Origin of the sequence: Gillisia lutea, from assembly GCF_021568705.1 — a bacterium.
Taxonomy (GTDB): domain Bacteria; phylum Bacteroidota; class Bacteroidia; order Flavobacteriales; family Flavobacteriaceae; genus Gillisia; species Gillisia lutea.
In genome coordinates this window covers 88,789-113,562 of sequence record NZ_JAKGTH010000009.1, presented here as the reverse complement: position 1 = coordinate 113,562, position 24,774 = coordinate 88,789, and the positions used below count along the sequence as shown (strand labels likewise).

The following is a 24,774-nucleotide window of genomic DNA, read 5'->3' as shown; positions in this document are numbered from 1 at the left end:
ATTTTATAGAAGTTAAATTGATCATATTTTTAAATAATAAACCCTGCACCGGCGGTATTATTAGTATGTGCATCTATTAAAATGAATTTACCATTGGCCTTATTATTTTTGTATGCATCGGCAAATAAAGGCTTACTTAGCTTAAGTCCAACTTTTCCTATATCGTTCAATTTCAAGGATGAAACGATTGAATTCCCACTATAATCGGTAGAAATGTTTTCGTGTATTGCATCTATTTTTACCGCCATATTCTGTGTATTATGCTGAAGGATATACTTTGTTCCAGGTTGCAAAGCCTTCATATCCATCCAGCAAACCACTGCATTCAGCGATTTTGTTCCTTCAGGGGCTTCTCCAGATTTCACAATGATATCCCCTCTTGTAACATTTACTTCATCTGTTAAAGTAATTGTAACCGAACTTCCTGCAGGCGCTTCCTCAAACTCTTCATCGAAAAAATGAATCTTTTCAATTGTTGATGATGTTAAAGATGGAAGGATAGTTACTTCATCGCCCACTTTAAAAGAAGACCCGGTAATTCTACCAGCATAGCCCCTAAAGTCGTGATGAGATTCACTTTTAGGACGAACAACTGTTTGAACCGAAAATCTGGCTGGAGTAACTTCATTAAAATCTTCAGATCTTAAACCTTCTAAATACTGAAGAATAGTCTCTCCTGTATACCAAGGCATTGCCTCAGATTTGTTAGCTATATTCTCACCCCACAAAGCACTTACGGGAATAAATTTTATGGTTTGATCCTTAAACTCACTTTTTCTCTGAAGCTCTTTAAAATCTCCTACAATCTCATCAAATATCTTTTGTGAATAATTTACAAGATCCATTTTGTTGATAGCTACTACGATCTCTTTAACGCGTAACAGATTATTTATAAAGAAGTGACGATAGGTCTGCTCTATCACCCCTTTTCTAGCATCTATCAAAATAATTGATGCCTGAGCGGTAGATGCACCGGTTACCATATTACGAGTATATTCAATATGACCGGGAGTATCGGCTACTATATAGCTTTTTTTATTTGTAGAAAAATAGATATGTGCTACATCTATTGTAATTCCCTGTTCGCGTTCAGCCACTAACCCATCGGTTGCAAGAGAAAAATCTAGATAATCGTAACCTTTCTTTTTACTACTCTTTTCGATGGCTTCAAGCTTATCGGTAGTAATAGATTTGGTATCATAAAGCAATCGCCCAATTAGGGTACTTTTACCATCATCTACACTTCCTGCTGTCGCTATTTTTAAAACTTCCATTCTTGTATTCTTAATTACTTTTTATTTTCATTTTTAGAAATTACCTAAATTGATTTGTTCTAAAAATAACCTTGTTGTTTCCTTGTTTCCATAGCAGCTTCCGATCTTTTATCATCTATACGAGCGCCACGCTCCGATAAAGTAGATGCTCTAATCTCCTCGATGATTCTATCAATACTATCTGCCTCACTCTCTACTGCAGCAGTACAAGTAATATCACCAACAGTTCTAAATCGCACTTTTCTCTTTTCTACAAGTTCGTCTTCATCTCGATATACATGTTGGGAAGCAGACCATATTAAGCCGTCACGTTCAAAGATTTCTCTTAGATGAGAGAAATATATTGAGGGTATTTCAATATTTTCTTTATCTATATAATTCCAGACATCAAGTTCTGTCCAGTTAGAAATTGGAAAAACCCTTACGTTCTGACCTAGTTCAATTCTTCCATTCAGCATATCGAAAACTTCTGGTCTTTGATTCTTTTCATCCCATTCTCCAAAATCATTTCTCACAGAAAAAATTCGTTCTTTTGCTCTCGCTTTCTCTTCATCTCTTCTAGCTCCACCAATACAGGCATCAAATTTGAATTCTTCTATAGCATCTAGTAGCGTAGCTGTTTGTAAAGAATTTCTGCTAGAATATTTTCCGGTTTCTTCTGTTACTGTCCCATTATCGATATTCTCCTGCACATGTCGAACTATAAGATTTAGCTCTAATTCTTTTACTAGTTTATCTCTAAATGCTATTGTTTCAGGAAAATTATGCCCAGTGTCTATATGTAATAATGGAAAAGGAATTTTTGCAGGAAAAAATGCTTTTTGTGCCAGTCTTACCAAAGTGATAGAATCTTTTCCTCCCGAGAATAGGAGTACCGGATTTTCAAATTGAGCTACTACTTCACGAAAAATATAGATAGCTTCACTCTCTAAGACGTTATTTTCTAAAATCTTCTTCATGTATTTATTTTTATGCATGTAAACCACACTCTCTGTTCCCTAGTACTTTTGTGGGATCAAAATATTTAAATTCATTGGGTAAATTATTCTGCAACAAGTAACTGTCTAATTGCTCATCGGTCCAGTGATAGAATGGACTAACCTTTAAAACTCCATCTTTACTATAGCTTAGAATTTCAATGCTATCCCTAAAAGCTGTTTGACCTTTTCTTAGATTGGTAAACCAAACATCGGGCTGCTGTTCTGCCATGGCACGTTGAAAAGGCTCCAATTTTACTTGCTTCGTAAACTCATCATGTAAGGGATTATCAATTTGTGGAATACCCCCAAACAACGCATCTCTATAGGCTGCGGTTTGCTGAGGTGTGTAAAGCTTCACATTTAGATCTAACTTATCAATTACAGAATTTGCATGTAGATATGTTTGAGGTGTATTATACCCTGTATCGCACCACACTACCGTCATTTTGGGATCGATTCTAGTACATGCATTTAAAATAGCGGCCTCGTAAGGACGGAAGTTTGTAGTTACCACCGGCCGATCACTGCTTTTTACAGCCCACTGAATTATTTCTGATGGACTAATACCTTTAAATTGTTGGTTAAGTGCCTTTAACTCACTTTCTGAATACTTTTTCATAATTATTGTCTCCCAAAATTTATCTTATCCCATATTCGCTCATGCCCGAAATAGAGCAGCATTTTTGTTACTAACTCTACCGAACCAATTGCCAGAGCCGTCTTCACCTCACCGGTTAAAATCCATGAAATACCAATAGTATCAATGGTTCCCACCACTCTCCAGCTAATAGCTTTCAGTATACTTCGTACAGGTTTGTCGGTAACCCTGTCCTTCTTATAATTGCTTTTTTTTACTTGATCTAATAGCATGATCATTTTATTTCTTATTTAAACCTATTACCCTATCGGAATAGTAGGTTATTAAGCAAAAGTAATCTTCAATATTCATATACACCAATTAATAGAGCATTAAAACTTAAATTTAACAGTAAACTTTACTATACAATTCTTGTAGAGTAACATCAAGCCAGATCGGCCAATGTATTTTCTCCTAACACTTTAAGGGTACTGTCCCTTACCTGAATCATCAATTTATGTACCGAGCAGGTTACCTCATCAGGGCAATCCTCGCACTTTTCATAATAATTCAAACTCACACAGGGAAGCATTGCTATAGGACCTTCTAAAACACGAATTACGCTTGTCATTTGAATTTCCTTGGGATCCTTTATCAAATAATAACCTCCTCCCTTACCTTTTTTGGCACCTAGAAAACCAGACTTACGCAAATTCAACAAAATGCTTTCCAAAAATTTAGGAGAGATGTTTTCACTTCTCGCGATCTCTGCGGTTTGAACAGGTGTTTTATCTGTCCTTTTAGCGAGATATGCTAAAGCCTTTATTCCGTATTTCGTCTTTTTTGAAAGCATAAGGCGAATATAATTAATAAAAACTTTATCCCATTTTTATTTAGCCCCTCAATTCGATTCCCTCTCTAAAGCCTGTTTTAAATCATTAATAATATCATCTATATGTTCCAAACCTACTGAAATCCTGACCAGCCCAGAGGTAATACCAGCGTCTAATCGCTCCTCCTCAGAAAGTTTACTATGAGTTGTTGATGCGGGATGCGTTACTATACTTCGGGTATCTCCAAGATTTGCCGAGCGCGAGCATAACTGAATGGCATCAATGAATTTACTGCCTGCTTTAATCCCCCCTTTTATCTCAAATGAAATGATATTTCCGCCTAACCTCATCTGTTTTTTGGCTATCTCATATTGAGGATGTGATCTTAAGAATGGATATTTCACTTTTTCAGTTTTCACATGTGCTTCCAGGAATTCAGCTACCTTGAATGCATTCTCACAATGTTTCTCTAAACGTACTGGTAAAGTTTCCAAACTCTTTGAGAGTATCCAGGCATTGAAAGGTGATAAGGCCGGCCCGGTATTTCTTGAAAATAAATAGATCTCCCTGATCAAATCTTCTTTTCCAACAGTAATACCACCCAAAACCCGACCTTGCCCATCTATCAATTTTGTTGCTGAATGAATAACCAGATCGGCTCCAAATTTTATAGGATTCTGAATATAAGGCGTTGCAAAACAATTGTCGATGATTAATATTAACTGATGTTTCTTAGCTATGCTCCCCAGTTTTTCAAGAGCAAGAATATCCACCCCGGGATTTGTAGGAGATTCAGCAAAAAGAACTTTAGTAGTAGGTGTGATCAAATTTTCTATTTCATCCAAATTGGTCACATCGAAATAACTATGAGAAATATTCCATTTCGGAAAATATTTAGAAAACAAACTATGAGTAGATCCAAATACTGATCTAGCCGAAATAATATGATCGCCACTATTTAAAAGAGCCGCCAATGTAGAAAACACAGCCGACATACCCGTTGCAAAAGCATATCCTGCCTGCGCACCTTCCATCTTTATCATTTTTTCTACAAATTCAGAAGTATTGGGATTAGAAAAGCGGCTATAGATATTGCGTTCCTTTTCCTCTGCAAATGAAGCTCTCATGTCTTCAGAATCTTCAAAAACATAACTGGAGGTTAAATATAAAGGAACCGAATGCTCCTGAAACTGAGAACGTTCTAACTGAGTACGAATTACTGTGGTTTCTATATTGGTATATTCCATAATTTGAACTCTATTTTTTAATTTATTGCTTCTAGTCTTTCTGATAATTTCAAAATATCTGCTACCACTCCTCTTGCTGTAACGGCCCCGCCGGCTCCTGCCCCCTGAATAACAATGGGTTGATCTCCATAAGACGATGTGTATATTTCAAAAGAGGCATCTGCGTTTTTAAGGCTTCCAAAAGGTGATGATTTCTTTTCATTTATCAGTTTCACTTCTAGAATACCACTGGCTACATCCAACTCCCCTATATGTCTTAAAACCTCATCATTCTTCAGCTTAGATTTTCGCTCCCTAAAACCTTCATTTAATTGATACTGATGTTCTTTAAAATGAGACAGGGAACTTTTACCATTTAAATGTGAAGGAACCAGATCTTCAATACTTATTTCAGAAAGTTCCTTTTGAATTTCCAATTCTCTGGCCAGGATCAATAATTTTCGCGCTACATCTTTCCCAGAAAGATCTATACGAGGGTCGGGCTCTGTAAATCCTTTATTCCCGGCATCAGTTAGAACCTCATCGAAAGCCTTATTCTCTTTTGAAAACTCATTAAAAATATAACTGAGGGAACCAGAAAACACTCCTCTTATCTTAGTCACTTTTTCACCTGATGCATGTAGACTTTGTAGAGTTTGGATAATGGGTAAACCCGCTCCCACGTTTGTCTCATAAAGAAAATACTTTCCTTGCTGTTTCAAATCGATTCTTAAATCTTTATAGAATTTACCAGATAGCGTATTTGCTGCCTTATTGGCTGCTATAATATTGAATCCGTTCTTTATGAGTTGTTTATAATGTCTCACAAAATTTTCGCTCGCCGTGGCATCAATTGCTATAAGGTTTTCATATTCCTGCTTTTTCACATAACTTAAAATGCTATCCAAATTATATGGAAAGCCAAATTTCTTAAAATCTGTCTCCCAGGAATTTTCCAGGTTTTCCTTCGCAAAGAATGCGGTAGTAGAATTGGTGATAACCGGAATATTAACCTCCAATCCATTTTCCCTCCATTGTGCACGGGTTTCTAAAATTTGATTGATAAGAGTGCTTCCTACGTTACCCACGCCGAAGAGAACAATGTGTATCTTTTTCATGTTTATTTTTATTAATGTGAAAAATTGGATCTAGAATAGTTTTTATTTGAGCGTGTTCAATTAGAAAAGCATCATGCCCGTGTATAGATCTAATTTCAGAAATCTTGATATTCTTTTTTGATAACGATAAATTCACATAGCTTTCCCAATTCTCATTGGCTAGAAAAAAACCGTCAGAATTTACCGTTACAATATGAATGTTCCCTTTAATTTTTAATGCTGAACTTATGTGATCATGAGTGTTATTACTTATATCAATGGTGGTTAACAAATGATTCATTAATTTATAGGAAGCAAGTTGAAAGCGGTCTTCCAACTTTTTTCCGTGATATTCTAACCAACCTTCAATATTCCAATTCCCACTAGGCTGAATTTGAGTTGTAGGATCAAACTTTTGTTTTAACGATTCCGGACTGCGATAAAAAGTCATAGCCTGCATTCTGGCATCACTTATAGGATTATTGGAATTATTAAGAATACTATCCTGCACCTTACAAAGGGCTTTCACCCATTGGGTAACCTTATAATCTGTAGCTACGGGAATCACATTTTTAATAAGCTCTGGATTTAACGCAGCTAATTCCCATAACAATGCACCCCCTATAGAACCTCCAATTCCTGCAAAAATTTCTGAAATATTTAAAATCCTTAGCGCCTCATCATAAATTTTAGCAATATCCCGAAGCTGGAACTCCTTATAATTATGAATAAGATGAGTGGAATTCCCACTATAGCCGTTTCCCGGCATATCAAAAGCGAGTACACTAAAATTTTGAGTATCTATACTTTTTCCATCTCCAATTATTTCATTCCACCACCCATGTGGCCCCGTAACCGATGAGTTACCGGTAAGTGCATGATTTACAAGAATAACAGGTGCACTTCCTAATTCCCTGCCAAAAATTTGATAGGTGAGAAAGATATCTTGAGAATTCCCCGAGCTATTCTTAAAATTTGAGATCTTAATTTCCTGAAGCATGTTACTGTTTTCTGTTTTTTGAATTTATACGAGAAGTCAAATCCACTTCGCTTTTTTTAACATCTACTATTGAAGTACTCTCTTACCTATTTTAGAAAAAGCCTGTTTCAGATCAGATTTCAAGTCCTCCAGATCTTCTAATCCAACAGAAAGTCTTATTAAATCTTTGGTCACTCCTGTAGATTCCTGTTGCTCGTCGTTAAGCTGCTGATGAGTTGTACTTGCGGGATGAATGATCAATGATTTTGTGTCTCCAATATTTGCAAGCAAAGAAAAAACCGCGGTCTCATCGGCTACAACTTTTGCCGAATCAAAACCTCCCTCTACACCAAAAGTTACAATCCCGCTTTGTCCATTAGGTAGATATTTTTGCGACAATTCGTAATAAGTGCTTTCTTTTAATCCCGGGTAATTCACCCAAGTAACCTCTTCTTGTTGCTGTAACCAAGTAGCAAGTGCAAGTGCATTTTCGCTATGTTTCTTAATACGAAGAGATAAGGTTTCCAGGCCCTGGATAATTTGGAAAGCGTTAAATGGACTCAATGCAGCCCCATGATCTCTCAAACCTTCAATTCTCACCTTGGCGATAAACGCTGCTTCTTTAAGCGCCTCATGATAGATCAAGCCGTGATATCCTGCTGAAGGCTCTGTAAATTCTGGAAATTTCCCATTTGCCCAGTCAAATTTTCCGGCATCTATTATAACACCACCTAGTGCCGTTCCGTTTCCATTTATATATTTGGTAAGAGAATGTATCACTATATCTGCCCCATGTTCAATCGGGTTCAGCAATGCCGGAGTAGCCACGGTATTATCTACAATAAGCGGTACTTTATGCGCTTTCGCATGTGTGGAAATTGCCGCAATATCCAGCACATCTAATTTAGGATTTCCAAGAGATTCAATAAAGAAGGCCCTAGTATTCCCCTTTGCTGCTTTTTCAAAATTTTCGGGATTAGAAGGATCTACAAAAGTGGTGGTGATTCCAAATCGAGGTAGCGTAACACTCAATAAATTGTAAGTGCCGCCATATAAACTACTAGAAGCTACTATATGATCACCAGATTTTAGCAATGTAAGCAATGTAGTATTAATAGCTGCGGTTCCCGACGCTGTTACAACTGCCGCAATTCCTCCTTCTAGAGCGGCGAGCCGTTGTTCCAAAATATCGTTTGTAGGATTATTAATACGGGTATAAATGAATCCCGGCTCAGCTAGTGAAAAAAGATTTGCAGCATGATCAGAGTCTTTAAATACGTAAGAAGTGGTTTGGTAAATTGGAACTGCGCGAGTTCCTCCATTAGTGGTTACGTCATGACCTGCATGTAATGCGTTTGTTGAAAATTGTTGAGTGCTCATAATTGAAAAGTTTTAATGTGTTATTATTTTATTTTCTTCGGTTTTTTAGAAATAAAAAAATCCCTTCAGCTTGCTTGCCAAAGGGATCTTTTAGAATTGAACTATATAAACTAATTTATATCCTAATTTTTTGGCAATAGCGGTTTGTTGCGTACATCATACACATTTGCATCATTCCACACATCATATTTTGTATTGCCGGGTTGGTGATCATAATTATTATTCTAATATTCTTTAATTCTAAAAACGCAAAAAGCCGCTGCGGGTGGCAGCGGCTTTGCAAATCTTATAAGTTAAGTGTTATGCAATAGCGTCCGCTGCAGGTTTTCCCCACATCATCATACACATATTGCACATTACTTGATTCATTTTCTTGTTTTGTATTTCACAAATTTAACGACAGAAAAACTTAGTATCCAAATGTTTTCACAACTTTTATTGAAAAAATGTTTAAATGCCTACTATTTTGTTGTCAAAGCACTAAGGATGGAGCGAGTGTTTAAGCTCTTTTAGCTCACATTTCTAGAGCTAAAAAGCGAGTCGCGAGAGCCTGCCGCGAGCTTTTTGCGATGCGGAGTGCCCAACAGATTTTAAAATGACGTTAAAGAAGTATGGAATTTAATCAAAATTCATACATTTGCCCCTGATTATTACAGGGAATGATTTGACTGATTGCAACCCTTATAAAATGCTAAAGCAGTGTAAACTCCTCTAGCCTCTCACGTCAAATAGTTCTCGTACTATTAATTTAAATTTCGAAAATGGCTTATTTATTTACTTCAGAAAGTGTTTCTGAAGGACACCCAGATAAAGTTGCAGATCAAATTAGCGACGCCTTATTAGATAACTTTTTAGCATTTGATGAAAATTCAAAAGTGGCTTGTGAAACTTTAGTGACTACCGGACAAGTGGTTCTTGCTGGGGAAGTACGCAGTAACACCTATTTGGATGTTCAAAATATTGCCCGCGAGGTTATAAATGACATTGGATATACCAAAGGTGCCTATAAATTTAGTGGAGATTCCTGCGGAGTGATCTCATTAATCCACGAACAGTCTCAAGACATTAATCAAGGTGTAGACCGTGGTAATAAGGAAGAGCAAGGCGCCGGGGATCAGGGAATGATGTTTGGCTATGCAACAAAGGAAACCGAGAATTACATGCCTCTGGCATTAGATATCTCACATAAGATCCTTATTGAACTAGCTAAACTTAGAAGAGAATTAAAAGATATTGAATACTTAAGACCCGATTCTAAAAGTCAGGTAACCATAGAGTATAGCGACGAAAATGTACCTCAGCGCATTGTTGCCATTGTAATTTCTACACAGCATGACGATTTCGATGAGGATGACACTAAGATGCTGGACAAGATCAAGAAAGATATGGTCGAGATCTTGATACCACGTGTAAAAGCGCAACTTCCCGAATATGTTCAGGAATTATTTGATGATGAAATCACTTATCATATAAATCCGACCGGGAAATTCGTAATTGGCGGTCCACATGGAGATGCCGGGCTTACAGGTAGAAAGATTATTGTAGATACCTATGGTGGAAAAGGCGCGCATGGTGGAGGGGCTTTTTCAGGAAAAGATCCTAGTAAAGTAGACCGTTCTGCAGCCTATGCGGCGAGACATATTGCCAAGAACTTAGTTGCAGCAGGAGTTGCAGATGAGGTTTTGGTACAGGTTTCTTATGCCATTGGGGTAGTTAAACCTACTTCTATCTTTGTTGACACCTACGGAAGTAAGAACGTAAAACTAAGCAATGGAGAGATCGCTCAGAAAGTAGCAGAGATATTTGATATGCGTCCTTCGGCTATTGAAGACAGATTGAAATTACGCAATCCTATATATCGTGAAACTGCAGCGTATGGACATATGGGAAAAGAGCCAAGAACGGTAACCAAAATTTTTGAAAGTCCGTATTCCGGGAAGATCTCCAAAAAAGTAGAACTTTTCACTTGGGAGAAACTAGATTATGTAGATAAAGTAAAAGAAGCGTTCGGACTCTAAATATCTGGATACATATCGTTTATAGAGAGATCGCCCTTAGGCGGTCTTTTTTTTGTCTTTTCTTCGGAAAGCTTTAACAACAGGGCATGTTTTAAATACCTAATTTTAGGTTGAATCAAAACCTCTTCACATGTCTATTTTCGGAAAAGTAAAAAACACCATTAATCTATTGAAATCGATAGACATGGATCAACTTGCCAAGATCAATAAACAGATTGATTTAGGCGATGCCATGAAAACATTGGGTAATTTAGATGAACATCAGCTCAAGGGTTTGATGAAAATGTTAAAGACTAAGAGAAGAAAAGGGCAACATGATCTACCACCTATAGACGGAGATTTCTACAATCTTGATCTAAAACTTACCAAAGAACAACGAGACTTACAACTAAAGGTGCGCAACTTCATGGAAGATGAGGTAAAACCGTTAGTAAACGATCATTGGAACAGAGCTGCTTTTCCATTTGAGATTATAGAGAAATTCAAAAGCCTGAATATCACCGGAATTCCTTACGAAGGCTACGGCTGCCCTAATCTCCCCTTTTTAATGGAAGGAGTTATTGCACAAGAAATGGCAAGGGTAGATGTTTCTATCTCCACTTTTTTTGGCGTACATAGTGGGCTGGCAATGGGATCCATTTATTTATGTGGAAGTGAAGCCCAAAAAGAAGAATGGTTGCCACAAATGCAAAAGTTGGAGAAGATTGGAGCCTTCGGACTTACCGAGCCGAATGTAGGTTCCGGAGTTGCTGGCGGAATGGAAACCACCTGCAAATTTGATGGAGAAAACTGGGTTTTGAACGGACAGAAAAAATGGATAGGAAACGCCACTTTTGCGGATATCATTATCATCTGGGCAAGAGATGAAGATTCAAACCAAGTGAAAGGATTTATAGTTAGAAAAGATAATCCTGGGTTTAAAGCCGAAAAAATAGAGGATAAAATGGCGTTACGTATTGTACAAAATGCCTTAATAACACTAACGGATTGTAAGATTCCCGAGAGCGACCGGTTAAAGTATGCCGATTCTTTTAAAGACACTGCCAAAGTTTTACAAATGACGCGAGCCGGAGTTGCATGGCAAGCCGTGGGATGTGCAAGGGGCGCCTATGAAAGCGCTTTGAAATACACCAAAAAACGAGAACAGTTTGGCAGACCCATTGCTTCTTACCAGCTAGTTCAGAATCATTTGGTGGAAATGCTTTCTAATTTAACAGCTATGCAAACTATGGTGTACAGACTGTCGGAATTACAAGATCAAGGATTATTAACCGATGAACATGCATCATTAGCAAAAGTATATTGCAGTATGCGCACCAGAGATGTGGTAAGCAGAGCAAGAGAGGTGCTTGGTGGAAATGGTATTCTCCTTGAGCATGATGTTGCCAGGTTTGTTGCTGATGCAGAAGCCATTTATAGTTATGAAGGAACAAAAGAAATAAATTCACTTATAGTAGGGAGAGCCATTACAGGGTACAGTGCTTTTGTGAACTAATCAATAAATATTAAAAATTAAAGAATGTCAGTTTTAGTTATATGTCCCGGGAAGAATCCGGAAGAATGGGTTAAAGAATTAAAAAACAATCATCCGGGAATGAACATTTATATTTATCCGGAAGAACATGATAAGGAAGAAGTGGAATATGTGGTTAGCTGGAAACATCCCCGTGGAATATTCAGGAATTACCCAAATTTAAAAGTTATAGCTTCAATGGGTGCAGGGGTAGATCATATAACCAGTGATCCCGAAATCCCTGATAACATTGCAATAACCAGAATAGTTGACGAACAACTTACCAGAGATATGAGCACTTTTGTTATGGCTTTGGTACTCGATCATATTAGAGATCTTTCTCAGCACTTTAATAATATTAATTGGGAACCATTCTATTACAAAAGACCAGAAGAAGTTTCAGTTGGAATTATGGGGATGGGTGTATTGGGAAAAGCCGTAGCTCAAACTCTTGTAAACAATAATTTTCAAGTATCGGGCTGGTCCAGAACCCCTGTAGAAGTAAATAATATTACAACCTATCATGGAAAGAAACAACAAGAGCAATTTCTAAACAACACTTCCGTCCTGATATGTCTTTTACCTCTTACACAAGAAACGGAGAATATTTTGAATAAAGAGCTTTTCGAAAAACTACCTCAGGGAGCTTATGTTATAAATGTGGCCAGAGGTCAACATTTGGTAGAGCATGATTTGCTAGAAATGTTAGATAACGAACATTTATCGGGAGCGAGTCTCGATGTTTTTAGAACAGAACCTCTTCCTCAGGAACATGCCTTTTGGAAACATCCTAAAATAAAGATCACCCCACATATAGCCAGCATTACCAATCCTAAGTCGGCAGCGGCACAGGTGGCACAGAATTATGAAAGAATGACCGAAGATGAACCACTTCTAAATAAAGTTGAAAGAGCAAAAGGCTATTAATTAACTAAATGCAGAACATATGAAAGATCTAAAAAACATATTAGTAGCAATAGACTTCAATGATGCTATTGGAGACCTATTAGGCTATGCTGAAAGCCTAGCTGCAAAATTCGATGCTAAAATATGGGTAGTACACGTGGCAGATCCTGATCCCGACTTTGTAGGGTACGAACCCGGACCTCAATACATCCGGGATTTTAAAGCCAGTGAATTGCGGGAGGAACATCGTAAACTTCAAAGTTTTTGTAAAACCTTTATTGATGACAGTATTGAATCGGAGGCTTTACTTATTCAAGGTTCTACAGTGCAAACTGTTATAAATGAAGCTGAAAAACTTAATGCAGACCTGTTAATAGTAGGTACACATAAACATAGCTTCTTGCATAATTTATTGAACGAAAGTGTTTCTTTAGAACTACTGAAGAAAGGAAATATTCCTTTATTAGCTATTCCAATTGCTGAATAATGAGTTTATTTCTGCTTTAATACACTTATTGTAACTAGCAGCTGCCCTACATGCCTTTGACTGTGCTCTGCTGCATGAAAAAGCAGCCCGATCACCGTGGAAGGCAATTGTTTCCTACCTACAGTTCGAGGTTCGGTAAGTATGCTTTCTGAAGTATTTTTTAAATAGCGGATCGCATCGTTTACTTTCGCATTAAAGGCAGCAACTAACTGGCTCATTTGAATATTTTCATTTGGTTCACCTTCACTTCTAAGTGCACTGAACTGATTTTCAGAAAGGGGTTTGGCGGAAGCATAGGTGAGCATTCTGTCTATAACACCCGTTAGATGCTGAAGATGAAATCCCACAGATGCCCTGCCAGCAGGATTTTGCCATAGAAAAACGTCAGGAAAATCCTGGGTGTATTTGTAAACATCTTCTCTTGCCTGTAGCAAAGCGTGAGCAGCAGGTTGCAACAATGCCGGAACTTCCGGAATACTTCCTCTAAGCCATACTTCCGGTAGTTTTTCATGATTTTTATTTTCCATAAAATTCTCGATTTCAAAATTTAAAGTAAGTCATTAAAAATAAAAGAAATACTATCTTTAACTTTCAAATAAATGAATTTCTATGATTTCCGAAAAGAGATTGGAGCTACCAAGTGCTTGGGACTTTATAAAAGAAAATGAAATAAGGTAACAGTAAGAATTCTCTATAAGTATTTGAAATTCCTAAAATTCATTCAGACAAAAAAGAACTATAGTTAATGAGACGCGTAAAACTCCTAAACCCTTTCAAATCAAGGATCATCGATGAAAAATTGATCCGGGAGCATTTGGCTTTGGAAAGAACCAAACTAGCCAACGAACGTACCTTACTTTCTTATATAAGATCTTCATTATATACCTTTCTAGGAGGTCTGGCACTATTGCAAATAAAAGAATATGAACACGTGGAATGGTTAGGATACTTATCTTTAGGCATCTGTATCATATTCATCACTGTTGGAACGTATAGGTACGTACATTTGAATAGAAAACTCAGACAACTTTTACAGCCAGAGAAAGAGGAAGATCAACTTCAGGAAAAATAATGTAACATAGAGCACTTAAAATTATGTTACAAACTGCAGTTCATTACTGTTTACACTTTCTTGCAATTGGACTAATTGCCTATTTCTATGATAAGCAACACTGGAAAAAGGCATGGTTAATTCTAATTGCAACCATGGCTGTAGATATAGATCATATTTTTGCAACCCCTCTGTTTGATCCAACCCGCTGCGGCATCGGTTATCATCCACTACATTCAGAAATAGCCATTTTAGGATATATTATAGGGGCAATTGTTATTAGAAATAAGCTTATTAAACTTATTTTTATTGGTCTGCTCTTTCATATGTTCACAGATTTAATAGATTGTCTCTGGACTTTTTCTAAATGCGAAACTTGTTATATCCAATCCAAAATCTACGAATGGATGGCACTCTTTAAAAATTAAAAACCCCTCTAGAATTTACAGGAGTTTTAATTATTCATTTTCTTTGAGATAAGCTATTTCCTCCTCGTTCAATAATCTGGATTTGATAATGAAGCGTTTACCCAGCGGAATTTCTAGTGAAAAACTCGCTCCTCTTCCATCGGTGAGCGCCACTGTAATATGCGTATGTTTCCAATATTCAAATTGGTCATGACTCATATAAAAAGGCACCTTGGAAACTTCCCCTAAATAAATATCATTATCATCAATATAGAAATCTTCTTTAGGCAATAGCATTGGAGAGGAACCATCACAACAACCACCGCTTTGGTGAAAGATCACTTCTCCATGTTGCTGTTTTAATTTTTCTACTACTTCTGCCGCTTCTTTGGTGATGGCAACTCTACTAAATTCCATAGCTGTTTTTAAAAGAATCCCAATTTCTTCTTATCGTAAGAAATTAGCATGTTCTTGGTTTGGCGATAGTGATTCAACATCATTAAATGATTTTCACGGCCGAAACCAGATTTCTTATAACCTCCAAAAGGAGCATGTGCAGGATAATCATGATAACAGTTTACCCATACCCTACCCGCTTTAATGGCTCGTGGAATTTGATATAACTGATGGGCATCTCGCGTCCAGACTCCGGCTCCCAAACCATAGAGTGTATCATTGGCAATTTCGATAGCTTCGGCTTCGTCTTTAAAGGTACAAACTGCTACTACCGGGCCAAATATCTCTTCCTGAAATACCCGCATTTTATTATGCCCTTTCAGGATAGTTGGCTGCACATAGAAACCATTGGACAGATCCCCCTCTAGCTTTTGAGCAGCTCCTCCGGCCAGGACTTCCGCTCCTTCTTCTTTTCCTATATCGATATATGAGAGTATCTTCTCAAACTGATCGTTAGATGCCTGTGCGCCCATCATAGTACTCATATCAAAAGGATCGCCCATTTTAATAGCTTTTGTACGTGCGATCACTTTTTCAATAAAAGCGTCATAGATATCCTCTTGAATAAGTAACCTGGAAGGAGCTGTACAAACTTCTCCTTGATTGAATGCAAAAAGCACAGCCCCCTCAATACACTTATCTAAAAAGTCATCATCCTCATCCATAATACTATTAAAGAAAATGTTAGGGGATTTTCCGCCTAATTCCATGGTAACAGGATTCAAATTTTTGGAAGCATACTGCATAATTAACTGCCCTGTGGTTGTTTCCCCTGTGAATGCCACTTTATCTACATTCCCGCTTGACGCTAAGGGTTTTCCAGCTTCAGGTCCGAACCCATGAATTACATTAAAAACTCCCGGAGGTAAAAGATCGGCAATTTTCTCTGCTAAAAATGTTGCCGAAGCAGGTGTTTGTTCAGCAGGTTTTAATACAATACAATTTCCGGAAGCTAAGGCCGGGGCAACTTTCCAGGCGAGCATTAAAAGCGGGAAGTTCCACGGAATAATTTGTGCCACTACCCCTAATGGTTCTCTAATGATTAAGGAGACCGTATTTTCGTTCAACTCTGTAGCCGAGCCTTCTTCAGCTCTAATAACAGAAGCGAAATATCTAAAATGATCTACAGCCAAAGGCACATCGGCATTCACGGTTTCACGAATCGCCTTTCCATTATCAGCCGTTTCCATTTGAGCAAATTCATTGAGATTTTCTTCAATAACATCAGCAATTTTCATTAAAATGGAAGCTCTTTCTCCAGCAGAAGTTTTTCCCCATGCATCCTTCGCGTTATTGGCAGCTGCAATGGCTTTTTTAACATCGCTCTCTTTAGAACGGGGATATTTTGCAAGTACTTTATTATCTATGGGAGAATGATTTTCGAAGTACTCTCCATCTTCTGGAGCTACAAATTTGCCATTTATAAAATTGCCATATTTTTCTTTAAACCTTGGTTTTGAGTAATTCATAATACGATTTATTGATTTTTTCGATTATAAATCTCTATATTTAAACCTATAAAAAATTGAACTTTTCTACTTTTTACTATTACATTTCTATCAAATACATAATTCTTGCAGCACTTGAATAGGAACTTGTTAAAATACCAAAGTACCCGAAAACTCGATACTTTTATTGAGAACAGGACAATTTATAGCGCCGAGCATGCAGAATTGAATGTTTTTGAAACTCAAAAAGCAACAGAGAAAGTAGATCTTCAGTTTGGGTTCCCTATAATTGCCAGCATGCTTTCCGGGAAAAAGATCATGCACTTAAAGAATAAAAGTCCTTTCGAGTTTTTTCCGGGAGAATCTGTAGTGCTTCCTGCAAATGAAAAGATGATTATAGATTTTCCAATTGCTTCCATAGATCGCCCCACACAATGCCTGGCCTTAGGAATTGATCCGGACAAGATCAGGGAAACGGTGGCACTTTTTAACGATAGCACCCGAATAGAATTTGAAAACGACGCGCATAATTTTGATATTACTTCCATTCATTTAAACAATAATGAACAGGTTCAGTTTGTGCTAGACCGTATTTTCCAGACTTTTTTAAGCAGTAATAAAGCCAAAGATGTGTTGGTAGACCTTATGGTGAAGGAGCTTATTATAAGACTTCTGCAAACAAAAGCTAAATTAATGCTTGTAGATAACTCTACCCTTTTCGATAATAACCGGATGGTATTTATTGTGAAGTATATGAGGGATCATCTTACAGAAAATATAAGTGTCGATAAACTGGCAAATAAGGCCTGCATGAGCACTTCCAACTTCTATAAAACCTTTAAAAATACTTTAGGGGAATCTCCAATAGATTATCTTAATGCAGAACGCATAAAATTTGCGAAACGACTTATTCAAAATACTTCCAACAAATTTTCAGACATCGCTTTTAAATCCGGCTTTAACAATATAAGCTATTTTAACCGTCAGTTCAAGCGATTGGAAAAAATCACTCCAAACCAGTATCGCAACTTAGTAAAGTCAAATAATTAAAATTTCCGAGAATTGTTTATGACTTTAGTTAGCTGCTGCAGCAACAGATGAAAATTCATCTAAAGCAACTAATAGTTGTTCCAACTCAGTTTGATGATTAGTAATACTGTGTCGCTCTTCCAGATAAAAAGGATTATTATATGAAATTTTAACCATTCCTCCTTCATCTTCCCAAACCAGTATTTTTAGCGGAAGATCCAGTGCTAAGGTTTGTGAGCTTTGCACCAGCGATGTTTCTAAAACAATATTTTCAAGTAAAATTAACTTCGTAGGGCTTAAGTTAACACCTACATCTGAAGCATTTGTCTGGTGATCGATTTCACCTATAACTTTAAAATTTTCATTCAGGGAAATAGCATTCACTAAATTGGAATAAGTTTCTTCAAAATTCAAATTGCTCACTTTTGTGATAATTCCTTCTTCAGCTTCCACCGTGATATTAGAAGCTCTTTTAACCTCAGCACTGGTAGCTGAAGTGGCTAAACCTTCTAATGTCTCTGATATTTGATCTAAATTTTCTGTTTCCTGTAAATTATACCTAGATACTAAATAGGCTACACTATTATAGAGCGCATATACTACATCATCAGAATTTTGATACACTAGGATTTTATGAGGGAGGTCTAAACCCGCTAATTGATTACGTTGTAATAAATTGGAATCCAGTTCCGGGTTTTGAAACAACACCACTTTCAACGGATGTAATACCCGGCCTAAACTACGAGCATTTGCAGCAAGGTCTACTTCTATAATCTCGTTAATTCTCTCATCTTCCGCTAAAACATTATTCAAACTGGAATAGGTGGTATTAAAGGAGGTTTTGCTGGCAGAATACCGGGTACCGGGCACATTTAGCACTTCTGAAGGTAAAAGAACATCTCCCGAGCTATCGCCACTACATGAAATTAGGAAAAGGAAGACACAAAAAACAGAAATCAGTTTATTCATTGTTAGCATATTATCTTTTTCAAATTTAGAGATAATTAAAAAGTATATTTTCTATTTAAGAAGATTTAACTTTAGGCTGCCTATTTCTGAAAAAAATCTTTGCAATTATAGTGCTTCAAAGAGCTGCATCACTCCTATTTTTATTTGAAAACTTGTATATTTACCGGCGCTGATTTCTAATGGATCAGTTTCAAATCTAACCAGCCGTAAATTTTAAGAATATGCACGTAGCTATTGCGGGAAATATAGGTTCGGGTAAAACCACTCTTACCAAACTATTAGCCAAACATTATAACTGGGAACCACAATATGAGGATGTTCTGGAAAACCCATATCTAGAAGATTTCTATAATAAAATGGAGCGTTGGTCTTTCAACCTTCAGATTTACTTTTTGAATAGTCGCTTCCGCCAGATTTTACAAATTAGAGAAAGTGGAAAGCAAATTATTCAGGATAGAACTATTTACGAAGATGCTCATATCTTTGCTCCCAACTTACACGCTATGGGTTTGATGCCTAATAGAGATTTTGAGAACTACCGTTCTTTATTCGATCTTATGGAAAGCGTAGTAGAAGGGCCAGATCTGTTAATTTACTTGCGAAGCAGTATTCCCAACCTAGTCGCGCAAATTCAAAAGCGAGGAAGAGACTATGAGAATTCAATCTCTATTGATTATCTTAGTAGACTAAACGAACGTTACGAAGCTTGGGTGCATAATTACGATAAAGGTAACCTGCTTGTAATAGATGTAGACAATATAAATTTTGTGGATAACCCCGAAGACTTGGGAGGAATTATCACAAAAATTGACGCTGAATTGCACGGATTATTTTAAAAATTCACACACCATGGAAGCAACAAAACATAAAAGACCAAAGCATAAGGGTTCGGCAAAGCTATTTTCAAACCCAATTCTAGAAAAGTTAACTCACACTCATATTGCGGCTCCGCTTATCATTTTTTCGGTGATATCTGCAGTGCTCATTTATTTTGGGATTGTTGAAAAAGGATTTGAAGTTCCAAGCATGATCCTGTTATTTTTAGGAGGATTTTTCTTTTTCACCTTCATAGAATATTTAATGCACAGATATCTGTATCACTTACCGGTAACTAATCCAAAGCGAGAAAAATTTGTATACACCATGCATGGGGTACATCACGATTACCCGAAAGACAAAGATCGTTTGGCAATGCCACCGGTATTAAGTCTTATTTTAGCAACGGTATTCTTTATTATTTACAGAAGTGTGATGGGTGATTATGCCTTTGGATTCCTTGCGGGATTCCTGATGGGATATACTGCTTATTTAGGCGTTCACTATTCGGTTCATGCTTTTAAAGTACCTAATAACTTCCTGAAGATTTTATGGCATCACCACAGTATTCACCATTACAGAGAGCCGGATAAAGCCTTTGGAGTTTCCTCTCCTTTATGGGATGTAATATTTGGCACCATGCCTCGAAAAAACCCGGTAGAGCAATCTGCTAGTCATTAAAAAAAGCAATCTTATAAAAAAAGGACCTCACTAAATTAGCGAGGTCTTTTTTTATACCTGTAAAATGATTTTTAAATAAATCCATTCTCTCTGGCGTGTTCCTCAGCTTCTACAGAAGAATCTACCATTAATACCGGAGTAGTATCGAAGTCATCCACTATACTCTTTACCCGCTGCATTTGTCTCTCATGGTTAACGCTTCTTAAATAGATTGCCAAGATCCTATCAGAGTATTGAGCAGCGATTTCGGTATATATTGAAGCATCATGCTCTCCACTATCCCCAATCAGGATAAATTTTAAATGCGGGTACGTACTTAAAATATTAATGATCTCTTTTTGCTTATGGGGTTTTTCCGGCTTAAGTGATCTATCGAATGGACCTCGAATGTTCCTGAGAAGTACTGGTCCCTTCGGAAATTTATTGAAGTCTAAAAACAATCTCAGATATTGATACATGTTCCACGGACTGTTACTCAAGTAAAACACCGGATTCTTATTTTTTCCGCTTTTTCCCAAGTGAAGTTTTTGATACAGATGTGATGCACCTTTTAATGGAATTCGTTGATACGCATTGGTAAGCAGCGAGTTTTTAAGCAAACGTAACTTCAAAAAGGAAGTGACACCTGTATGGAGAATAGTGTCGTCTATATCGCTAATAATTCCGTATTCTGCATTGATATCCGGCACAAGCATTTCACCCTGAAATTCTTTTTTGGCTAATTTAGTTCTGGCTCCTAACTCCTTAGTGTAATTAAGATCGTAAGTTATCCAACCTTCATCATTAGCAAAGTGTGAGAGGTCTTTATTTACGGTTTCATTGAATAAAAAATACCCCTCACTATTTGACACGGTATTCAAACTCACTGAATTCTTTATTCGAAGCTGAATAGGAACATCAGGTATTTCAAAGCTATCGAACTGCTTATAGGTATTTTTTAGAGTATTGAAAAACGATTGATCTTCAACTATATTAAGAGGAATATCATCTAAAGCTCTTCCTAGAACATATAGATGAGAATGCGTACCATAACTTCTATAAGGGGTAATTAGAACATTTTCTATAGTGTTATACAATCCGAAGATCTTTTTTAATCGTTTAAGCATTTTTAATTGTAGATTAAATGTTTGCTACTAAAATAAACACTTCCCCACAGGTCTTCTTCTTTCATATTATCTTTTGGGTAAATTTTAATATTTCAGTTATTGCGAAGTGCTTTTATAAGCTCCTCTTTATTCATCTTACTTCTTCCTTCAATTCCTACCTGTTTGGCTTTTTCATACAAGTCTTTCTTGGTACGATCTTCGTATTTCTCTGCCTTTCCTCCTTTTTTACCGGAGTTGGGATCGTTTGCAATACGAGCCGCTTTACTCTGACTCATCCCCTGTTTTCTTAATTCTTCATATTGGGCGTCATTCTTTATATGTGGTCCATGATCTTTTGCCATTATATTCAATTTTAGAGATTAATACCATCTCTAATTTAAAATTTTATAATTTTTACAGGAAAATGATGCTGTTAATAATTATTTAAATGTGAATTGATAATTTTAAATGGGTTATTTCTGAAACCATTTAAATTAAAAAGGGAGCTTGATATCAAGCTCCCTTTTTTTTATTTTTTATAAATATTTATAACTTACTTATCTCTTTCTCTACTTCAGCTTTACTTCCTTTAAAAGTTTTCACTTCTACATTGGTATTTCCATTTTCTGTAGTTATCACCCGAACTTTCGCAATGGTTTCTTCGCCTTCGGAAGTCATCTCTACCTCTACCTGTTTTGATGTTTCATTTACACTTTCAATATGAGTACCTACTGGTTCAGTAGCCCCCTCTTCCAAAGTATGACCTCCTAAGATAGGAGCTATTACAAGACCAATTAAACATGTAAGTTTGATTAGAATATTCATGGAAGGACCAGAAGTATCTTTAAATGGGTCACCTACCGTATCTCCAGTTACAGCTGCTTTATGCGCTTCTGAACCTTTATACGTCATTTCCCCATTAATCATCACCCCGGCTTCAAATGATTTTTTAGCATTATCCCACGCACCTCCGGCATTATTCTGAAAAATAGCCCAAAGTACACCGCTTACCGTTACTCCGGCCATATATCCTCCAAGCATCTCTGCTATTGTGCGACTATTCATTCCAAAAAGCATTGGAACAAAGGTAATTACTAACGGGAATCCAATGGTTAATAAACCGGGAAGCATCATTTCTTTTAAAGAAGCCTGTGTAGAGATCGCTACACATTTATCATATTCAGGTTTTCCGGTACCCTCCATAATTCCAGGAATAGTCTTGAATTGCCTTCTAACTTCCTGTACCATTTCCATGGCTGCTTTTCCCACCGCATTCATCGCTAATGCTGAAAATACAACAGGTATCATTCCACCAACAAATAACATAGCCAATACTGGCGCTTTAAAAATGTTAATTCCGTCGATACCAGTAAAAGTTACATAGGCTGCAAATAGGGCTAAAGAGGTTAATGCAGCTGATGCAATTGCAAAACCTTTACCGGTAGCAGCTGTAGTGTTTCCTACAGAGTCTAAAATATCTGTTCGTTCTCTTACTATAGGGTCCTGTTCGCTCATTTCGGCAATCCCACCAGCATTATCGGAAATAGGCCCAAAAGCATCTATCGCCAATTGCATGGCAGTAGTAGCCATCATTGCTGAAGCTGCTAAGGCTACTCCGTAGAATCCTGCAAAGGCATAGGAAGCCCATATAGCACTGGCAAATAATAATATTGAAGGAAACGTAGAAATCATTCCTGTTGCAAGACCGGCAATAATATTGGTTCCCGCTCCCGTACTAGATTTTTCTACAATTTTTAAAATAGGCCTTTTCCCTAGACCTGTATAATACTCGGTAACCGATGAGATTGCACCCCCCACAATTAAACCTACAATAGTAGCGGCAAAAACTCTGATAGAAGAAATCTCTTTCAAACCTTCTCCAAAGAACTCCATTTGCATGGTTTCTGGAAGCATCCATTTAACCAAAGCAAAACAAGAGGCTGCTACAAGCCCGATGGAAACCCAGTTACCAATATTTAAAGCTCGCATTACCTGAGACTCTTTTGCGTCGTTACTGCTAATCTTCACTAGCATAGTACCGATTACTGAAATTATAATTCCTGCACCGGCTATTGCCATTGGTAATAAAATAGGACCGATACCACCAAAAGCATCAGAGATATTGCCTCCCATATCTTTAATAACATAATTACCAAGTACCATGGCAGCGAGTACTGTTGCTACATACGATCCAAATAGATCGGCCCCCATTCCGGCCACATCTCCAACATTATCTCCAACATTATCGGCAATAGTAGCAGGGTTTCTAGGATCATCTTCTGGAATTCCAGCCTCTACTTTTCCAACAAGATCGGCACCCACATCTGCCGCCTTTGTATAGATTCCTCCACCCACACGAGCGAACAAGGCGATCGATTCAGCTCCTAATGAAAAACCTGCCAGGGTTTCTAATACCACTGTCATATCTGCGGTTGAAGTCCATACACTTCCCATGAAAAAGTTGAAAAAGAAGATAAAGAACAATGTTAATCCTAACACAGCCAAACCTGCAACTCCAAGACCCATTACTGTACCACCACCAAAAGATATCTTAAGAGCATTTGGTAAGCTGGTTCGAGCAGCCTGAGTAGTTCTAACATTGGTTTTGGTAGCTATTTTCATTCCCATATTTCCCGCAAGGGCAGAGAAAAAAGCTCCAAAAATAAAAGCTATTACAATTAACCAGTGTGTTGTTGGCACTATAAACGAAACTACTGCAAGAGCAATACTTACAATTACCACAAATATCGCTAGAAGTTTATATTCGGCATTTAAAAAGGCGAGCGCCCCTTCATAAATATGATCTGAAATTTCTTTCATTTTTCCGTCGCCGGCGTCTTGCTTGAGTACCCAAGACCTTTTCACCCACATATAAAGAAGGCCGATAACGGCCAGAACAACGGGGGAATAAATCATCATTGATTCCATAGAGTTAGCTAATTATTTGTTAATTATGCTAATGTAGTAAAACAGTGATAATTAAAAAAGCAATAACTTTTTAAGGTTATTGCTTTCAAAAATGTAATATTAAAGGTGATTAATTAGACTATATTCCAAATCTTTCTTTATCTCCTTCGTAATTCTTATATCTATCTACACATTGCTGAATGATTTGTTTTGCCTCAGCAGCATCACCCCATCCTCCAACATCAACTTTTTTCTTTTCAAGATCTTTATAAACTTTGAAGAAATGTTCGATCTCTTTTGTTAAGTGTCCATTCAATTCATCAAGGTCATTAATTCTGTTCCAAACAGGATCGGATACAGGTACACAGATAATTTTTTCATCCGGTCCTTTTTCATCTGCCATGTGGAATACTCCAATTGGCTTAACTTCCATTACAATTCCAGGAAAAGTTGGTTCAGTTACCAGAACCAATACATCTAAAGGATCGCTATCTAATGCAAGGGTATTAGGAATAAACCCGTAATCTGCAGGGTACATCATAGAAGAGAAGATCATACGATCGTAACGTACTTTCTTCAATTCAAAATCGTATTCGTACTTGTTTCTACTCCCTTTCGGGATCTCTATCAATACATCAAAAGTCTCAGACATTTT

26 protein-coding genes are annotated in these 24,774 nt (G+C 37.1%); 9 read left to right on the top strand and 17 right to left on the bottom strand.

All coding sequences use genetic code 11. From position 1 onward, the window contains the following. Positions 1–29 precede the first annotated feature (29 nt). The 9 genes from L1I30_RS09945 to L1I30_RS09905 form a co-directional block, all read right to left on the bottom strand. Complete coding sequence (locus L1I30_RS09945; RefSeq protein WP_236134137.1) at positions 30–1,274, bottom strand: sulfate adenylyltransferase subunit 1; 1,245 nt, start codon at positions 1,272–1,274, stop codon at positions 30–32. 59 nt (positions 1,275–1,333) lie between these two features. Beyond that, positions 1,334–2,233 (bottom strand): sulfate adenylyltransferase subunit CysD, encoded by a 900-nt coding sequence (cysD, locus tag L1I30_RS09940; RefSeq protein ID WP_236134136.1) that lies wholly within the window; start codon positions 2,231–2,233, stop codon positions 1,334–1,336. 10 nt (positions 2,234–2,243) lie between these two features. Beyond that, positions 2,244–2,873, bottom strand: a complete 630-nt coding sequence (locus L1I30_RS09935) for a phosphoadenosine phosphosulfate reductase domain-containing protein (protein ID WP_236134135.1) — start codon at positions 2,871–2,873, stop codon at positions 2,244–2,246. Positions 2,874–2,875: 2 nt separating this feature from the next. Then, complete coding sequence (locus L1I30_RS09930) at positions 2,876–3,124, bottom strand: DUF2061 domain-containing protein (protein ID WP_236134134.1); 249 nt, start codon at positions 3,122–3,124, stop codon at positions 2,876–2,878. A gap of 152 nt (positions 3,125–3,276) precedes the next feature. Further along, positions 3,277–3,684, bottom strand: coding sequence for an RrF2 family transcriptional regulator (locus tag L1I30_RS09925; protein ID WP_236134133.1), 408 nt, complete (start codon positions 3,682–3,684; stop codon positions 3,277–3,279). A gap of 48 nt (positions 3,685–3,732) precedes the next feature. Continuing rightward, the gene (locus L1I30_RS09920) at positions 3,733–4,911 is read right to left on the bottom strand and encodes a trans-sulfuration enzyme family protein (protein ID WP_236134132.1); all 1,179 of its coding nucleotides are present in this window, start codon (positions 4,909–4,911) and stop codon (positions 3,733–3,735) included. Positions 4,912–4,928: 17 nt separating this feature from the next. Next, positions 4,929–6,008, bottom strand: a complete 1,080-nt coding sequence (locus L1I30_RS09915; protein WP_236134131.1) for a homoserine dehydrogenase family protein — start codon at positions 6,006–6,008, stop codon at positions 4,929–4,931. Beyond that, the gene (locus L1I30_RS09910; RefSeq protein WP_236134130.1) at positions 5,971–6,987 is read right to left on the bottom strand and encodes an alpha/beta fold hydrolase; all 1,017 of its coding nucleotides are present in this window, start codon (positions 6,985–6,987) and stop codon (positions 5,971–5,973) included. The genes L1I30_RS09915 and L1I30_RS09910 overlap by 38 nt, the downstream gene beginning before the upstream one ends. Before the next feature lie 66 nt (positions 6,988–7,053). Beyond that, positions 7,054–8,346 carry an O-acetylhomoserine aminocarboxypropyltransferase/cysteine synthase family protein gene (locus L1I30_RS09905; RefSeq protein WP_236134129.1) on the bottom strand — a complete coding sequence of 431 codons (1,293 nt, stop codon included), beginning with the start codon at positions 8,344–8,346 and terminating at the stop codon, positions 7,054–7,056. Between the two features lie 761 nt (positions 8,347–9,107). Between L1I30_RS09905 and metK the strand changes: the two genes are divergently transcribed. The 4 genes from metK to L1I30_RS09885 all read left to right on the top strand — a co-directional run bounded on the left by metK (position 9,108) and on the right by L1I30_RS09885 (position 13,270). Next, positions 9,108–10,364, top strand: a complete 1,257-nt coding sequence (metK, locus tag L1I30_RS09900) for a methionine adenosyltransferase (RefSeq protein ID WP_236134128.1) — start codon at positions 9,108–9,110, stop codon at positions 10,362–10,364. Positions 10,365–10,494: 130 nt separating this feature from the next. Continuing rightward, positions 10,495–11,859, top strand: coding sequence for an acyl-CoA dehydrogenase family protein (locus tag L1I30_RS09895; protein WP_236134127.1), 1,365 nt, complete (start codon positions 10,495–10,497; stop codon positions 11,857–11,859). 24 nt (positions 11,860–11,883) lie between these two features. After that, positions 11,884–12,804 carry a 2-hydroxyacid dehydrogenase gene (locus tag L1I30_RS09890; protein ID WP_236134126.1) on the top strand — a complete coding sequence of 307 codons (921 nt, stop codon included), beginning with the start codon at positions 11,884–11,886 and terminating at the stop codon, positions 12,802–12,804. Positions 12,805–12,823: 19 nt separating this feature from the next. After that, on the top strand, positions 12,824–13,270 hold the full coding sequence (locus L1I30_RS09885) for a universal stress protein (protein ID WP_236134125.1): 447 nt from the start codon (positions 12,824–12,826) through the stop codon (positions 13,268–13,270). Between the two features lie 5 nt (positions 13,271–13,275). Here L1I30_RS09885 and L1I30_RS09880 read toward each other — a convergent pair whose 3' ends face one another. After that, a complete protein-coding gene (locus tag L1I30_RS09880) occupies positions 13,276–13,797 on the bottom strand; it encodes a DinB family protein (RefSeq protein WP_236134124.1) in 522 nt (173 codons plus the stop codon). 218 nt (positions 13,798–14,015) lie between these two features. On the opposite strand from L1I30_RS09880, the gene L1I30_RS09875 reads away from it, so the two are divergent. Then, positions 14,016–14,342 (top strand): DUF202 domain-containing protein, encoded by a 327-nt coding sequence (locus L1I30_RS09875; RefSeq protein ID WP_236134123.1) that lies wholly within the window; start codon positions 14,016–14,018, stop codon positions 14,340–14,342. A 23-nt stretch (positions 14,343–14,365) separates the two neighbouring features. After that, positions 14,366–14,749, top strand: a complete 384-nt coding sequence (locus tag L1I30_RS09870; RefSeq protein ID WP_236134122.1) for a DUF6122 family protein — start codon at positions 14,366–14,368, stop codon at positions 14,747–14,749. Positions 14,750–14,779: 30 nt separating this feature from the next. On the opposite strand, the gene L1I30_RS09865 is transcribed toward L1I30_RS09870, so the two are convergent. Both L1I30_RS09865 and L1I30_RS09860 read right to left on the bottom strand, forming a co-directional pair. Beyond that, a complete protein-coding gene (locus L1I30_RS09865) occupies positions 14,780–15,145 on the bottom strand; it encodes a DUF779 domain-containing protein (RefSeq protein WP_236134121.1) in 366 nt (121 codons plus the stop codon). An 8-nt stretch (positions 15,146–15,153) separates the two neighbouring features. Then, the gene (locus tag L1I30_RS09860) at positions 15,154–16,653 is read right to left on the bottom strand and encodes an aldehyde dehydrogenase family protein (protein WP_236134120.1); all 1,500 of its coding nucleotides are present in this window, start codon (positions 16,651–16,653) and stop codon (positions 15,154–15,156) included. Between the two features lie 105 nt (positions 16,654–16,758). Between L1I30_RS09860 and L1I30_RS09855 the strand changes: the two genes are divergently transcribed. After that, entirely contained in the window at positions 16,759–17,682 is a 924-nt protein-coding gene (locus L1I30_RS09855) for an AraC family transcriptional regulator (RefSeq protein WP_308444056.1), read from the top strand. 24 nt (positions 17,683–17,706) lie between these two features. Here L1I30_RS09855 and L1I30_RS09850 read toward each other — a convergent pair whose 3' ends face one another. After that, positions 17,707–18,630 (bottom strand): DUF302 domain-containing protein, encoded by a 924-nt coding sequence (locus tag L1I30_RS09850; RefSeq protein ID WP_236134119.1) that lies wholly within the window; start codon positions 18,628–18,630, stop codon positions 17,707–17,709. A 221-nt stretch (positions 18,631–18,851) separates the two neighbouring features. Between L1I30_RS09850 and L1I30_RS09845 the strand changes: the two genes are divergently transcribed. Both L1I30_RS09845 and L1I30_RS09840 read left to right on the top strand, forming a co-directional pair. Next, positions 18,852–19,466, top strand: coding sequence for a deoxynucleoside kinase (locus L1I30_RS09845; RefSeq protein ID WP_236134118.1), 615 nt, complete (start codon positions 18,852–18,854; stop codon positions 19,464–19,466). A 13-nt stretch (positions 19,467–19,479) separates the two neighbouring features. Then, complete coding sequence (locus L1I30_RS09840; RefSeq protein ID WP_236134117.1) at positions 19,480–20,127, top strand: sterol desaturase family protein; 648 nt, start codon at positions 19,480–19,482, stop codon at positions 20,125–20,127. A 71-nt stretch (positions 20,128–20,198) separates the two neighbouring features. Here the strand turns inward: L1I30_RS09840 and L1I30_RS09835 are convergent, their stop codons facing one another. The 4 genes from L1I30_RS09835 to L1I30_RS09820 all read right to left on the bottom strand — a co-directional run bounded on the left by L1I30_RS09835 (position 20,199) and on the right by L1I30_RS09820 (position 24,771). Next, complete coding sequence (locus L1I30_RS09835) at positions 20,199–21,233, bottom strand: App1 family protein phosphatidate phosphatase (protein ID WP_236134116.1); 1,035 nt, start codon at positions 21,231–21,233, stop codon at positions 20,199–20,201. A 92-nt stretch (positions 21,234–21,325) separates the two neighbouring features. Next, the gene (locus tag L1I30_RS09830; RefSeq protein ID WP_236134115.1) at positions 21,326–21,574 is read right to left on the bottom strand and encodes a DUF7218 family protein; all 249 of its coding nucleotides are present in this window, start codon (positions 21,572–21,574) and stop codon (positions 21,326–21,328) included. 184 nt (positions 21,575–21,758) lie between these two features. After that, positions 21,759–24,140 carry a sodium-translocating pyrophosphatase gene (locus tag L1I30_RS09825; RefSeq protein WP_236134114.1) on the bottom strand — a complete coding sequence of 794 codons (2,382 nt, stop codon included), beginning with the start codon at positions 24,138–24,140 and terminating at the stop codon, positions 21,759–21,761. A gap of 118 nt (positions 24,141–24,258) precedes the next feature. After that, positions 24,259–24,771: an inorganic diphosphatase gene (locus tag L1I30_RS09820; protein WP_236134113.1), complete on the bottom strand. Its 513-nt coding sequence runs from the start codon at positions 24,769–24,771 to the stop codon at positions 24,259–24,261. Positions 24,772–24,774: the final 3 nt, after the last annotated feature.

What these genes read in the sequence shown, in the direction of transcription:
- L1I30_RS09920 (WP_236134132.1), bottom strand. Translation starts at nt 4,911, where the DNA reads ATGGAATATACCAATATAGAAACCACAGTAATTCGTACTCAGTTAGAA.
- L1I30_RS09905 (WP_236134129.1), bottom strand. Translation starts at nt 8,346, where the DNA reads ATGAGCACTCAACAATTTTCAACAAACGCATTACATGCAGGTCATGAC.
- L1I30_RS09840 (WP_236134117.1), top strand. Translation starts at nt 19,480, where the DNA reads ATGGAAGCAACAAAACATAAAAGACCAAAGCATAAGGGTTCGGCAAAG.
- L1I30_RS09860 (WP_236134120.1), bottom strand. Translation starts at nt 16,653, where the DNA reads ATGAATTACTCAAAACCAAGGTTTAAAGAAAAATATGGCAATTTTATA.
- L1I30_RS09875 (WP_236134123.1), top strand. Translation starts at nt 14,016, where the DNA reads ATGAGACGCGTAAAACTCCTAAACCCTTTCAAATCAAGGATCATCGAT.
- L1I30_RS09925 (WP_236134133.1), bottom strand. Translation starts at nt 3,684, where the DNA reads ATGCTTTCAAAAAAGACGAAATACGGAATAAAGGCTTTAGCATATCTC.
- L1I30_RS09865 (WP_236134121.1), bottom strand. Translation starts at nt 15,145, where the DNA reads ATGGAATTTAGTAGAGTTGCCATCACCAAAGAAGCGGCAGAAGTAGTA.
- L1I30_RS09935 (WP_236134135.1), bottom strand. Translation starts at nt 2,873, where the DNA reads ATGAAAAAGTATTCAGAAAGTGAGTTAAAGGCACTTAACCAACAATTT.
- L1I30_RS09930 (WP_236134134.1), bottom strand. Translation starts at nt 3,124, where the DNA reads ATGCTATTAGATCAAGTAAAAAAAAGCAATTATAAGAAGGACAGGGTT.
- L1I30_RS09835 (WP_236134116.1), bottom strand. Translation starts at nt 21,233, where the DNA reads ATGCTTAAACGATTAAAAAAGATCTTCGGATTGTATAACACTATAGAA.
- L1I30_RS09910 (WP_236134130.1), bottom strand. Translation starts at nt 6,987, where the DNA reads ATGCTTCAGGAAATTAAGATCTCAAATTTTAAGAATAGCTCGGGGAAT.
- L1I30_RS09890 (WP_236134126.1), top strand. Translation starts at nt 11,884, where the DNA reads ATGTCAGTTTTAGTTATATGTCCCGGGAAGAATCCGGAAGAATGGGTT.
- L1I30_RS09845 (WP_236134118.1), top strand. Translation starts at nt 18,852, where the DNA reads ATGCACGTAGCTATTGCGGGAAATATAGGTTCGGGTAAAACCACTCTT.
- L1I30_RS09915 (WP_236134131.1), bottom strand. Translation starts at nt 6,008, where the DNA reads ATGAAAAAGATACACATTGTTCTCTTCGGCGTGGGTAACGTAGGAAGC.
- L1I30_RS09820 (WP_236134113.1), bottom strand. Translation starts at nt 24,771, where the DNA reads ATGTCTGAGACTTTTGATGTATTGATAGAGATCCCGAAAGGGAGTAGA.
- L1I30_RS09885 (WP_236134125.1), top strand. Translation starts at nt 12,824, where the DNA reads ATGAAAGATCTAAAAAACATATTAGTAGCAATAGACTTCAATGATGCT.
- L1I30_RS09830 (WP_236134115.1), bottom strand. Translation starts at nt 21,574, where the DNA reads ATGGCAAAAGATCATGGACCACATATAAAGAATGACGCCCAATATGAA.
- L1I30_RS09895 (WP_236134127.1), top strand. Translation starts at nt 10,495, where the DNA reads ATGTCTATTTTCGGAAAAGTAAAAAACACCATTAATCTATTGAAATCG.
- L1I30_RS09850 (WP_236134119.1), bottom strand. Translation starts at nt 18,630, where the DNA reads ATGAATAAACTGATTTCTGTTTTTTGTGTCTTCCTTTTCCTAATTTCA.
- L1I30_RS09870 (WP_236134122.1), top strand. Translation starts at nt 14,366, where the DNA reads ATGTTACAAACTGCAGTTCATTACTGTTTACACTTTCTTGCAATTGGA.
- L1I30_RS09880 (WP_236134124.1), bottom strand. Translation starts at nt 13,797, where the DNA reads ATGGAAAATAAAAATCATGAAAAACTACCGGAAGTATGGCTTAGAGGA.
- metK (WP_236134128.1), top strand. Translation starts at nt 9,108, where the DNA reads ATGGCTTATTTATTTACTTCAGAAAGTGTTTCTGAAGGACACCCAGAT.
- cysD (WP_236134136.1), bottom strand. Translation starts at nt 2,233, where the DNA reads ATGAAGAAGATTTTAGAAAATAACGTCTTAGAGAGTGAAGCTATCTAT.
- L1I30_RS09945 (WP_236134137.1), bottom strand. Translation starts at nt 1,274, where the DNA reads ATGGAAGTTTTAAAAATAGCGACAGCAGGAAGTGTAGATGATGGTAAA.
- L1I30_RS09825 (WP_236134114.1), bottom strand. Translation starts at nt 24,140, where the DNA reads ATGGAATCAATGATGATTTATTCCCCCGTTGTTCTGGCCGTTATCGGC.